The organism is uncultured Paraglaciecola sp. (genome assembly GCF_913058035.1).
Classification (GTDB): domain Bacteria; phylum Pseudomonadota; class Gammaproteobacteria; order Enterobacterales; family Alteromonadaceae; genus Paraglaciecola.
This window is the reverse complement of the sequence record NZ_CAJXPA010000137.1, coordinates 1-12,200: the sequence shown is the minus strand read 5'-3', so window position 1 is coordinate 12,200 and position 12,200 is coordinate 1. Positions and strand designations below refer to the sequence as shown.

Here is a 12,200-nt window from a genome sequence, read left to right as displayed (position 1 = left end):
AAATAATTAATTAATATAGAAAATAGAGATAAATGGAGTGTCAAATAAAAAATAGAAAATGTTATAAAATGTCATAGATACGAGAATTACGATGGCGTTAATGTTGACATGCTTCCTTGTGAAGACGTCTTTGAAGCAGGCGCAAGCTTTTTATCTTAAACAGTAGATAAAATGGCTGAGGTTCATCGCAGCGAAATGCTCAACTTTACCATTCATGAATACAACAACCTGATTGATTCTTCTGATATGAGTCCATCGGATTGGCAAAAAATCGCCAATGACATTCATCATAACTATCAGCAATACGATGCTTTTATTATCCTTCATGGCACAGATACAATGGCTTATACTGCCTCAGCATTGTCGTTTATGCTTGAAGATTTGGGTAAACCAGTGATTGTTACGGGATCCCAAATCCCCCTTGCTCAGTTACGTTCTGACGGACAGGTAAATCTGTTGAATGCGTTATACATTGCTGCCAATTATCCGATTGCTGAAGTCACTTTGTTTTTCAATAATCAGCTTTTCAGAGGTAATCGCAGTCGCAAGCTTGATGCAGATGGATTTAATGCTTTTGATTCGCCCAATTTTCCGCCACTACTCAAAGCGGGTATTAATATTGAGGTCGACAAAAATTTACTGGGTATAGACATCAGTAAGCACTTACATGTGAGTCAAATTGAATCACAGCCTATAGGTATAGTTACCTTGTACCCTGGCATAAGTACCGATGTAATTAAGAACACCTTACAGCAGCCAGTCAAAGCCTTAATATTACTTAGCTTTGGGGTAGGTAACGCACCACAAAATGCAAGTTTACTGAGACAATTATCTTTTGCGGATCAGCAAGGCATCATTGTCTTAAATTGTACTCAGTGTGTGCGCGGCAAGGTTAATATGAATGGTTATGCTAATGGCCATGTATTACGTGAAGTTGGCGTAGTGACGGGCCAAGATATGACCCCAGAGGCGGCGCTAGCCAAGTTACATTATTTACTCAGTAAAAATATGCCACCAGCCCATATCAAACGCCAGTTGATTGCTAACTTACGCGGGGAGTTAACGGAATAACCTATACAAGGATATAAGTAACAAATATATTTGCTTAAAAAAAGCAAAGAAAGAAGTAAAAAAAGAAGTAAAGAAAAAAGCAAAGTAATTTGTACACCCAGCACCTAGAGTCTTCGGTGAACCGGATATCTTGGGACAGTCAGAGGGCGCCGTGTACCAAGTGCTGTGCGAAGTGTTGTGTGAAGTGCAGAGGCTACAGAGCAAAGAGAAACACAATGGGTTTATTTTCGTCAAAAGAAAAATCGAAGACCTCACATACCTAAGTTTATGCGTATAAAAAAAGAGTTACCCTAAATTATCTTGTGTTTTATGTGCTCGGTGTTTTTAACACATCGTCTTTATGCTTATAGCTAAACTCAAATTTCAGGCATAAAAAAAGCAAACTCAAAGGTTTGCTTTTTTTTATAGAATTCTAATTATTTGATAATTAAAGTACTACGATGTTATCAGCTTGTGGGCCTTTTTGACCTTGAGTTACAGTGAACTCAACTTTTTGGCCTTCAGCTAAAGTCTTAAAGCCAGTACCTGTGATAGCACGGAAGTGAGCAAAAACATCAGGGCCGTTTTCTTGTTGAATGAAACCGAAACCTTTTGCTTCGTTGAACCATTTTACTGTACCAGTAGTTGCAGACATAGTCTTTCCTATATTTTTCAAGAGTAATTGTGTCCCCTAAGAGACGTTAGTTGTGCTGAAGTGTGTTGCAATTACTTATGAGCTACGAGACCGGGTACTGCTTTGGAACGTCGAAACAATGTACATAAATATCAAACTTACTATCAAGCAATACTATTATATATCTAAGATATGGCAGGTCAACAGTTATTATTAATTAAACGGACACAACAAGGCTATTTGATTCAACTAGTTAGTCATGATTTTGTCATATTTGTGTCATATTGTCTGAGTCTAACAAGACTTGATTAGTTGTTTATTTATTAATCAGGATGACTGTATTGCTTTAAATCATCACTGGCGAGAATGTGAACACAAAACAGAATAAGCGAGTTACCCACCTTAATACTTAGTCAATATAGCTCCACTCGAAATAATAAATATTGATAACCCGCACATGGAGCTACATTCGCTTAGACGAGACAAACAACAAACTAAGGGCAGAAAGAACAGCCGCCACAGCCGCTAAGGTAAAGGTTAATTCAGCACCTTGGCCTTGTTGCCAAAAGTAGCCGGCTCCATAACCACCTATAGCCCCCCCTATTCCAAAGCCAACACTGATATAAATCGCCTGCCCCTGACTTTGAAGCTTGTTACCAAAATAATGATGTATAAAATGCATAGACGCCGCATGTGTCATGCCAAAACTAAATGCATGTAAAACTTGGCTGACGATCAATATGACAGGGTTGTTTGCTGCTATAGCCAATAAATACCAGCGCAGCGCAGTTAACAAAATACTGATCACTAAAATCCACTTTACGCCGAACAATGTAATCAATTTTCCTGCTTGCAAGAAAATAATCACTTCTGCCAACACACCCAATGCAACAAGCCATCCGGTTGCTTGACTGCTGTAACCTAAATCGAGCAGGTATAATGCAAAAAAACCATAATAGGCGCCAAAGCTAAGCTGTAATAAAGCTGCTGATAGTAAAAAAGCATAAAACACGGGTGTGTTAATTTTGTTCCAAATAGATATTTGATGAGGGTCGGTACTTTTATCTTGTGCTGGCTCTTTAAGAAATAAGGTCACTAAAAACAAACTAAACAATACTATCCCGCCCACATAAATGGGTGCATCGCTAGAAAATGTATCAATCATTTTACCGGTAAAGATAGTCAGCAATATAAAGCCAATGCTACCCCACAACCTTATTCGCCCGTAGCGGTTGGCTTGACCAGACACACATTTTAAGGTTAACCCCTCAATCTGTGGCAATATAGCAGTCCAAAACATCATCATAAGCGCAAGACTAAGGGTAAGCGCCCAAAAGCCGTTAACAAAAAATACTAAACAAAAAGTTCCAAAAGTTAACAATGCGCCTAACTGAAGGACCTCCAGAGCCCTACCCGTCTTGTCAGCAAGAAACGCCCACAGGTTTGGTCCTGCAATTCTGGCAACAGTAATCAGTGCAAAAAGCTCGCCTATCTCACCTGATGAAAACCCCCTGCCATCTAAAAAAACACCTAAATAAGGCATAAGCACGCCAAACTGACCAAAATAAAACAGATAAGTCATAGCGAGTAAAATTAAATTAGAGGTAGAGAATGCAGATTTAGACAATGAGGTAACTTAAATTTTAAAAATAAAATAAAGGTCGATTTGGCTTGTTTAGGCCCGACCTAGCGAGGCCCGACCTAGCGAGGCCCGACCTGCGAGGCCCGACCTAGCGAGGCCCGACCTGCGCAGCAATAATAGGTGTAGGGCTTTTAACGTCAGCATTTTGTCCACGATGTCTAAGCAAATGGTCCATTACCACTAAAGCCATCATCGCTTCAGCAATAGGCACTGCCCTGATACCCACGCACGGATCATGTCTACCTTTTGTAATCACTTCAGCTGTTTTTCCATGCACGTCTATGCTTTCACCCGGTATGCTGATGCTTGAGGTAGGTTTAAGTGCCATGTGCACAACTAGATCTTGACCTGTTGAAATACCCCCTAACACGCCACCAGAACGGTTCGAAGCAAATCCTTCTGGGGTTAATGCATCGCGATGTTCACTGCCCTTTTGTTCGACAGTAGCAAAACCATCACCCACTTCTACGCCCTTCACCGCGTTAATACCCATCATTGCATGCGCTAAGTCGGCGTCTAATCTATCAAATATAGGCTCACCTAAACCGACTGGCATATTAGTAGCCACTACAGATACTTTAGCCCCGATAGAGTCACCTTGCTTTTTAAGGTCTCGCATATAGGCATCTAATGCTTCTATTTTACTCTCATCAGGGCAAAAGAATGGATTGGTATTAATAAACTCGTAATCTACAGTTTCAACTTTAATCGGCCCTAACTGCGACAAGTAACCATGAATTTCGACACCATGGCGTTGTTTGAGATATTTTTTAGCGACACCACCAGCAGCGACACGAATAGCCGTCTCGCGAGCAGATGAGCGTCCACCACCACGATAATCACGTAGTCCATATTTTTGCTGATAGGTATAATCTGCATGACCGGGTCTAAACGTATCTTTGATTTTTGAATAGTCATTACTGCGCTGATCGTTGTTATTGATTAACAATCCAATACTGGTGCCTGTCGTTTTACCTTCAAATACACCAGACAAAATTTTCACTTCATCTTCTTCACGTCTGGCTGTGGTATAACGAGACGTACCAGGTTTACGTCTGTCTAAATCACCTTGCAAATCTTCTTCAGACAAATCTAATCCAGGAGGGCAGCCGTCGATAATGCCACCTATAGCGGTACCATGGCTTTCGCCAAAGGTGGTGACGGTGAATAATTTACCGAAGGTATTACCTGCCATAATTTTAAAATCCTATTGTTTTGCTATGTATCTTGTCACGAGGAGAAAGATTTATTTAAACCATATTTCTAATGTCTACTATCAACTAGCTAGTTTAATGGTCAACTGAGCGCCAGTATTCAACTAAATCGTTCTTGCATATAGCAAATACGCCATGACCACCATTTTCAAACTCTACCCATTGAATAGGTAATTCTGGATAACGGGAATACATGTGCACTTCGCTATTGCCTACTTCAACAAACAACCAACCATTGTCTGTTAAATGACTTGGGGCCTGACGTAATATATGGTCAATTAAATCTAATCCATCTTCACCTGCTGCTAACGCCAATTCTGGCTCGTGATGAAACTCTTCTGGCAAGTCACCCATATCTTCTGCATCCACATAAGGCGGATTACTCACAATCAAATCATACTGTTGACCTTGCAAGGCCTCCATCAAATCTGAATTGATAGGATAAACTCTATGGTTCAATTCGTGCTCAGTAATATTTAGCTCTGCTACATCAAGGGCGTCTTGACTGATATCCACAGCGTCCACCTGGGCCTCTTCAAATGCATAAGCCAGAGCAATCGCAATACAACCTCCACCTGTACATAGATCTAATATGTGCTCAGGTTCATTTTCGCCAAGCCACTCTTCAAAGTGGTTTTGAATAAGCTCCGCGATAGGTGAACGAGGTATAAGAACACGCTCATCTACAAAAAAAGGTAAGTCACAGAACCAAGCCTGATTCGTTAGATAAGGAACCGGAATACGCTCTTCAACACGGCGTTTGACTATCTTGATAATATTCAACTTTTCCGTTTTTGTTAAACGACTATGAAATAACTGATCACCGGTTTGTATTGTCAAATCTTGATTCAGATGTAATAACTGCAAAACTAAACTAACGGCTTCGTCCCAAGGATTGTCGGTACCATGACCATAAAACAACTCGGCCTGATTGAAACGGCTCACCGACCACCTCACCATATCTAAGATAGTGTGTAAGTCTTCTGCAATTTGTTCGGCATCAATTTCGGAAAAAGTATCTGTGGTCATTTTATCGCTTAATAAATCTAGGTCCGCAGACCTTGAATACATGTTCTCTGCTAGCAAATTTTGCTATGCTCAATCAATAGCAGATACGTATTTGTAATGAATGAAAAACACGCCATTTCACCAAAAAACTCAAACAAAAAACAACGGTTCTGATCTTTTTAAAGATGAGTTCAAAGATATAGCGCCAATTAAGCAGGACAAAATACCGCCTCAGCGGTTTTCCATCAAGCAGAATTCGGGACTTAGGCAAAAAAACTACAAAGATTTAGCGGAAATTAAACAAGCTGCTGCTGCATTTGAGTTTTCAGATGGTTTTGAAGGCCATTTTGATATCAACCAACCGCTCAAGTATGTGAAACCAGAAACAGACAGCCACGAAGTCAAACGGCTTCGCCGAGGTGATTACCCACCAGACCTCATTCTCGACTTACACGGAATTAAAAAAGAAGAGGCTAAATACGAAATTGCGGCCCTTATTCATGTTGCACAGAAAAAGCATGTTTATTGTGTGTCGATCATGCATGGCAAAGGCACTTATGTGCTCAAAAAATCTATCCCTAATTGGCTGATACAACACCCCGCTGTAATGGGTTTTCATCAAGCGCCAAAAGAATGGGGAGGTCAGGCAGCTTTACTGGTATTAATAGATTTACCATTGCACCACGCAAAATATTAAATAAAAACTACGGTTCTTATCGTTTAATAAAACGTTTAAAAATACCCACTAATACACTAAGACGTATTGATGAGTGAAAATGGCGAAAAAATCTGCCATGCTGGATAAAAGTAGTGTGTTGTTATTGAGGATAAATATTAATTATGCCAAATGAAATCTCTGCCTGCATTTTGTTTGTTGATGATGAGCCTGAAATTTTAACTGCCTTAACTCGGTTACTTCGAAATACGGGTGTCACCCTGTATACTGCGACCTCTGCTGAAAAAGGCTTACAGATACTTGAGCAACAATATGTAGATATTGTTATATCTGACAAAAACATGCCCGGTATGAATGGGATGGAATTTTTACAAAAAGTGGCTGTGCTGTGGCCAGAAACAGTACGTATTATGCTTACCGCTTATACTGAATTGAATGATGTAATTTCTGCTATTAACTCCGGAAGAATATGGAGTTATATGAAAAAGCCATGGGACAACGAGGAACTTAAACTTAATATCCAGCAAGCACTCAGCTATAGCGAAGTATTGGCCGAACGCAGCCTATTGCGACACACCTTAGACCAAGTACAAACTAAACGTAAGCGCAATTTCATGAAATTCATCGGTCAATCAACGGCAATGCAATTTGTCTATGATGCGATCGAAAACTGTGCCTCTAGCCATGCTTCTGTGTTTATTACCGGCGCTAGTGGAACGGGTAAAGAACTGGTAGCCGATGCCCTACACAAACTTAGCCCCCGTAAAGACAAACATTTTGTTTGCTTGAATTGTGCCGCTATTCCAAGTGAGTTGATGGAGTCGGAAATTTTTGGACACGTCAAAGGGTCATTTTCAGGTGCAGTATCCAATCGTGACGGTGCAGCAACCATGGCAGATGGTGGAACATTATTTTTAGATGAACTAGGCGAAATGGACATAGGCTTGCAGGCAAAAATATTACGTTTCATTCAAACCGGCACCTTTCAAAAAGTAGGAAGTAATAAACAAGAAAAGGTCGATATTCGTTTTGTTAGCGCCACTAACCGAGAGCCTTTTAAAGCCATAGAAGATGGCCACCTCAGAGAAGACCTTTATTATCGACTGAATGTAATCTCTATTAATTTGCCACCCCTTAAAGATAGGGAAAACGATGCCTGCCAAATAGCTCAATATTTTCTAAATCGTTTTAGTGATATTGAACAAAAGGTATTTGTTGGTTTATCTTCTGATGCAGGCACCCTTGTCAATAATTACTCATGGCCGGGTAATGTGAGGCAACTAGAAAACACCATACACAGTGCAGTGGTGATGTCTGAAGGGCCGTTATTAACTGCGCAAATCTTGGCTAGGCAATTACAGTTAAGCCAAGATCAAATGACTGAGTTATTGAATAAAAGAAGATCACCCTCTGCACTTGAGTTAAATTATCAACCTTCTAATAAGGCTATAAATTATTCGCAAAATAACGTATTTGACGACACCAGTTCGGTACGCAGCTTGGCGGAAGTAGAAAGATCAGCAATCGAACACGCTATTTGTGTTTGTGACGACAACGTTGTAAAAGCTGCTAGTTTACTAGAAGTCAGTCCATCAACCTTGTATCGTAAAGTCCAGCAATGGCAAGATTAATAATTTAACCTTTCATTTTTTGCATGTTGCGAAAAAGCCTGTCGCAACATGCAAATCTCACCCATAACTCCATACCCACATGAAATTATAGTTATATATTTCAACATGTTATAAATCTCAATTATTGGCCTACATCTTGAAACACTCAGATTAGTATTTTTTGATTCGGCAATAAAAACGATGCTAGTTACTCTGCAAGATGAAAGTAAACGACTGCTCAGTAATACCAGTTGGCTCATGGCTACTGAAATAGTAGCTAAAATATCAAGAGTGTTGGTGATATTAGCGTTAGCGGCAAATTTAGGCGTTGTTGAGTACGGCACTGTGATGCTTGCATTAGCCTGTCATGAAATATTTAAGCTCATTCTTCGCTCTGGTGCAGGTGCACAGATTATTCAATGCACAGAACAGCAGTTGTCTTCATACGCTAAAAATGGAGCCTTGTTACAGTGGTTGGTTTGTATATTACTTGCTGGTGCACAAGCAGGTCTGGCTTCGCCTATTGCTGATTTCTACGAAACCCCCTCACTCATCCCTTTAATTAGTTTAATGGCGGTTGTTTATCTTTTTTACCCCTTGGTGAGTATCAAAGTATTCCTTATTCAGCGTCAAGGTAATATGCGTTATTACAGCATGCGTAACGCACTGTGTATCGTTACCGAAAATATTAGCATTGCGATATTTGCCTTATTAGATTGCGGCATCATGTCGGTTGTTTATGGTAAATGGATATTTGCCATTTTGTGGATAAGCTTATTTTATTTTGCACCCGTACAACATTTTGGTGTTGGCTTTCAATGGAAGACATTTCTAAAGCTCACCAAAACATCGGGGAGATTGTTGTCTACAGAGTTAGTCAGAGCTTTACGCATGCAATCAGACACCCTGATTGGTGCAAGTCTGCTAAACCCAGAATTATTTGGTTTATACAGCTTTGCCAAGAGTGCTGGGGTTGGCCTGAGTCTGTCGATTAATAACGCATTTAATACCGCACTTTATCCTTACTTGTGTCACAAACACAGATGCGACCAACTCAATAAACATATTCCGATGGTTTACTTAATTACCTGTGCAGTGGGTACATTATTTTTAATCCAAGCATTACTGGTACCTTTCTATGTACCTTTATTATTCAACCAAGTTTGGCAACAAAACCACATCATTGTAATGCTGCTATGTGTATCGGCGTTACCCGCATTATTAATTGATACTCAGTGTAATATTTTACGCGCAAAAGCCCATTATCAAAAAGAATTATACGTACGACTATTCTGCTTAATAATTAGTGTAGTTGGGTTATTAGCCGTTCAAGCGACTACCCCAACAAACTTTGCTTTAACCATTTTAGCTTGTAGCTCTGTGTGGCTGATGACATTGATCCCTTGGCACAAATTCGAACACATATTTACATCCCTGTTATTTAGTAGGAGTAACTCATGAATAGACCATCCTTCCCCTTAGTGACTGTTATTATTCCCATGTTTAACGTCGGCAAGTACATTGACCAATGTATAAAGTCGGTATTAACACAGACATTTAAAAACTTTGAAATAATATGCGTCGATGATGGTTGCACAGATGACACCCTTCATAAATTAGCTCGGTTTTCTGATCCTAGAATAAAACTGATTCAACAATCTAATCGTGGTCTATCCGCTGCAAGAAATACCGGCATTATAGCTTCAAGAGGCATGTATGTTGCCCTACTTGATGCCGATGACTTTTGGGCCAAAGAAAAGCTAGCCCGACATATCAATCACCTTAACACTTACCCACACGTGGGGGTGAGTTACTGCTCTTCATTGTTTGTTAACGAAGAAGGCAAGTATATAGGCATAGGGCAATACCCAAAACTAAAAAATATTAGTGCCAAAGACGTATTTTGTCGCAACCCAGTTGGTAACGGCTCGGCAGCAGTAATTAGAAGGCGGTTATTAAAAGAAGTCACTTTTACCAGCAACAAAACCGGACGGAGGTGCATCTTTGATGAAGAGTTACGTCAATCAGAAGATATCGAGTTGTGGTTGCGTATTGCACTTCTTGAAAACTGGAAATTCGAGGGGATCAAAACACCTCTTACTTATTACCGGGTTAACAATGGTGGCTTATCTGCTAACTTAAATAAACAGTATGCTAGTTGGTGTTTTGCTATGAATAAAAACCAGAAAAACCACCCCATTTTTTTTAAACGTTATTCGTCCTTGGCCAGAGCCTATCAGTTACGATACTTAGCGCGCAGGGCCATCCATTCAGGCAGTTCTTGGCAAGCGATTAAACTGGTTAATCAAGCATTGCTCACCCAGCCTAAAATAGTCATAGAAGAGCCTATGAGAACCATCGCAACATACGCTTGTGCACTAATGTCGATGCTGCCACATTGCATTTACCGTGTGTTAGAAAATACTGCTATACGAATACTGCAAACTCGTCCTACTCAAAGTAATTAATAAGGAATGCCAATGAAGCCAGCATACTGTGTTCGTGAAGATCCCGACATCATGAGTTTTCTAAGCCGATTGCCTCAAGAGACAGCATCACTTTTAACTGACACTCAACTCAGTCATATCAAAGTCGCCATAGGCAGTGGCCAGTACCGTAAGCACAAAATCGATATACGCGGTACTTTTCCGGTGCCTTTTTACCCGTTCCGTATCTACTATGTATTGCTGATGGGCCGCAACATTCGCAACCTATCTAGACAAGAGCAGTCTATTACGCTCATAACTATGTTGTTACTAACCTTATTATTTTTAGTTTTCAGCGTTGCACTGGGTTTGGTGATTGTTTACCTGCTTAAATCAGCACTGGGGATTGATCTGTTAAAAGGCTTTTCACTTGGGTTATGGGGTTGGATTAAGAGTTAACGCCACTTATTGATAGATTTTTTGAGACTAGCAGGCCTGAGTTGACTCGCTTATTGACAGCAGATTATAGCAGCACTATACCTCGCAGGCACCGGTGTATTGCCTAAAACTACCTAGGCAAACTCAAATTGAATTCAGTGCTTTTGCGGCTTATTAATAACCCTTCTGAATTGACAAAATAATCAGTGAACTTTGAGTCGATGTTAAATCAACATCATCGGCCTTGCCGACTAACAGTATTATCATAAAGTCATACAACTGGGTGACGTTATGTTTAAGCAATGTCGTTTCATCTAGTCAGTTTTTAACACCAACAGCAGAATGGGCATCATCAGCAGCATATTAAATCTGAGGCTTATGAAAAGGGTATTGTCCTAAATTTAACTTCTGAGCACCCTTACTTAGTTGAAATTTGAGCACTATTGCCACGGCTACCCACACTCCAATCTGATTTTTTTCGCCCATTCTTTTGTGTTTTTTCGGCGGACGTTACAAGTTAAATTCCTAGAATTATTTTATTAATTTACTTCTTACTCTCGATATAAAAACTAACCTAAATTTTATAGTCGATTGTTTTAAATAGTTTCTATCATCATGAATGGTTCTGCCATTCACATTTTAATCTAGCGTTCTGATACTATTAACTTATTTTTATGCTCTGACTAGTACGGCCAACCATGGCTTGTTTTAAATAAAATTTCTTACGTATGACTTGATTTTTACCCACAGCCGCAAAGTAAGCAAAAAAACGCACAATAGCAGTGCTCTTGATCCAAGGATTAGGGAAATTTAGCACGGTTGTGCTGGTTTCTTTAGGAGTGCGAGTAGTCAGCTTAAAAGTCTTACATCAGGAAGGGTTAGTTATGTATGCCCCTATAAAATTCACAAGATAAACAACTAGCCTCGAGTCCAGGGTAGAACAAGAGCATTGGCTATGCCGACTCAGTGTTTTAGGGTTTCGCTATTATTTCCCTCACTCCGCAGATTTTTCAACGACCTGACCTCGCAGATCCACCCCGTAGATTCCTTACTTAATAATTAACATGGTATCCATCTTAATTCTGCTACAGAACAACACTTATTGAAAAATAATTAACAACAAGTTGAACTTATGCCGTCATTGGCCCTCTGAATATATAGTTTTTATGTGTGTTCTCCTTTTAAGCCTGGTTTTTTAATCAGGCTTTTTTTTGCCTATTTTTTGTCTTTCAAATGAACTTGGTAGAAGTTTCAACTTAATAATTCTACTCGTTAGTAAACCTGATGTTTTTAACTTACCTTCGAGAGGAGCTAATGTGACATCCATCTTAATTTTTTGTCTTTTCTCTTATCGCCCTTTTGCACTGCCACAACACTCATTGATATATTATTTACAAAAAATTGAACTTATGTCGTTATTGCTCCTCTGATTATATAGTTTTTATGTGTGTTCTCTTTTTAAGCTTGGTTTTTAATCAGTCTTTTTTTTTCTTATTTTTTGT

The 12,200-nt window shown here is 39.6% G+C and carries 9 protein-coding genes and 1 pseudogene; 6 read left to right on the top strand and 4 right to left on the bottom strand.

The annotated features are described in order from the left end of the window. Nucleotides 1-141: 141 nt before the first annotated feature. Nucleotides 142-1,071: pseudogene (ansA, locus tag QZ562_RS15695) on the top strand (asparaginase); the annotation flags it as partial. Nucleotides 1,072-1,498: 427 nt separating this feature from the next. Here the strand turns inward: ansA and QZ562_RS15690 are convergent. The 4 genes from QZ562_RS15690 to prmB form a co-directional block, all read right to left on the bottom strand. Then, complete coding sequence (locus QZ562_RS15690; RefSeq protein WP_293762007.1) at nucleotides 1,499-1,705, bottom strand: cold-shock protein; 207 nt, start codon at nucleotides 1,703-1,705, stop codon at nucleotides 1,499-1,501. A 442-nt stretch (nucleotides 1,706-2,147) separates the two neighbouring features. Further along, nucleotides 2,148-3,266, bottom strand: coding sequence for an MFS transporter (locus QZ562_RS15685; RefSeq protein WP_293762013.1), 1,119 nt, complete (start codon nucleotides 3,264-3,266; stop codon nucleotides 2,148-2,150). Nucleotides 3,267-3,414: 148 nt separating this feature from the next. Next, nucleotides 3,415-4,521 carry a chorismate synthase gene (gene aroC, locus QZ562_RS15680; RefSeq protein WP_293762004.1) on the bottom strand — a complete coding sequence of 369 codons (1,107 nt, stop codon included), beginning with the start codon at nucleotides 4,519-4,521 and terminating at the stop codon, nucleotides 3,415-3,417. Nucleotides 4,522-4,615: 94 nt separating this feature from the next. Further along, nucleotides 4,616-5,569 (bottom strand): 50S ribosomal protein L3 N(5)-glutamine methyltransferase, encoded by a 954-nt coding sequence (gene prmB / locus QZ562_RS15675; RefSeq protein WP_293762010.1) that lies wholly within the window; start codon nucleotides 5,567-5,569, stop codon nucleotides 4,616-4,618. A 100-nt stretch (nucleotides 5,570-5,669) separates the two neighbouring features. Here prmB and smrB point away from each other — a divergent pair, with 100 nt between their 5' ends. The 5 genes from smrB to QZ562_RS15650 all read left to right on the top strand — a co-directional run bounded on the left by smrB (nucleotide 5,670) and on the right by QZ562_RS15650 (nucleotide 10,719). Next, nucleotides 5,670-6,245 carry an endonuclease SmrB gene (gene smrB / locus QZ562_RS15670; RefSeq protein ID WP_293762002.1) on the top strand — a complete coding sequence of 192 codons (576 nt, stop codon included), beginning with the start codon at nucleotides 5,670-5,672 and terminating at the stop codon, nucleotides 6,243-6,245. A 143-nt stretch (nucleotides 6,246-6,388) separates the two neighbouring features. Beyond that, a complete protein-coding gene (locus QZ562_RS15665) occupies nucleotides 6,389-7,855 on the top strand; it encodes a sigma-54 dependent transcriptional regulator (RefSeq protein WP_293761999.1) in 1,467 nt (488 codons plus the stop codon). A 180-nt stretch (nucleotides 7,856-8,035) separates the two neighbouring features. Then, complete coding sequence (locus tag QZ562_RS15660) at nucleotides 8,036-9,295, top strand: oligosaccharide flippase family protein (protein ID WP_293761997.1); 1,260 nt, start codon at nucleotides 8,036-8,038, stop codon at nucleotides 9,293-9,295. Then, on the top strand, nucleotides 9,292-10,302 hold the full coding sequence (locus QZ562_RS15655; RefSeq protein ID WP_293761995.1) for a glycosyltransferase family 2 protein: 1,011 nt from the start codon (nucleotides 9,292-9,294) through the stop codon (nucleotides 10,300-10,302). Before QZ562_RS15660 ends, QZ562_RS15655 begins: the two co-directional genes overlap by 4 nt. A 12-nt stretch (nucleotides 10,303-10,314) precedes the next feature. Continuing rightward, nucleotides 10,315-10,719 carry a hypothetical protein gene (locus QZ562_RS15650; RefSeq protein ID WP_293761993.1) on the top strand — a complete coding sequence of 135 codons (405 nt, stop codon included), beginning with the start codon at nucleotides 10,315-10,317 and terminating at the stop codon, nucleotides 10,717-10,719. Nucleotides 10,720-12,200 lie beyond the last annotated feature (1,481 nt).

What these genes read in the sequence shown, in the direction of transcription:
- QZ562_RS15690 (WP_293762007.1), bottom strand. Translation starts at nt 1,705, where the DNA reads ATGTCTGCAACTACTGGTACAGTAAAATGGTTCAACGAAGCAAAAGGT.
- QZ562_RS15685 (WP_293762013.1), bottom strand. Translation starts at nt 3,266, where the DNA reads ATGACTTATCTGTTTTATTTTGGTCAGTTTGGCGTGCTTATGCCTTAT.
- aroC (WP_293762004.1), bottom strand. Translation starts at nt 4,521, where the DNA reads ATGGCAGGTAATACCTTCGGTAAATTATTCACCGTCACCACCTTTGGC.
- prmB (WP_293762010.1), bottom strand. Translation starts at nt 5,569, where the DNA reads ATGACCACAGATACTTTTTCCGAAATTGATGCCGAACAAATTGCAGAA.
- smrB (WP_293762002.1), top strand. Translation starts at nt 5,670, where the DNA reads ATGAAAAACACGCCATTTCACCAAAAAACTCAAACAAAAAACAACGGT.
- QZ562_RS15665 (WP_293761999.1), top strand. Translation starts at nt 6,389, where the DNA reads ATGCCAAATGAAATCTCTGCCTGCATTTTGTTTGTTGATGATGAGCCT.
- QZ562_RS15660 (WP_293761997.1), top strand. Translation starts at nt 8,036, where the DNA reads ATGCTAGTTACTCTGCAAGATGAAAGTAAACGACTGCTCAGTAATACC.
- QZ562_RS15655 (WP_293761995.1), top strand. Translation starts at nt 9,292, where the DNA reads ATGAATAGACCATCCTTCCCCTTAGTGACTGTTATTATTCCCATGTTT.
- QZ562_RS15650 (WP_293761993.1), top strand. Translation starts at nt 10,315, where the DNA reads ATGAAGCCAGCATACTGTGTTCGTGAAGATCCCGACATCATGAGTTTT.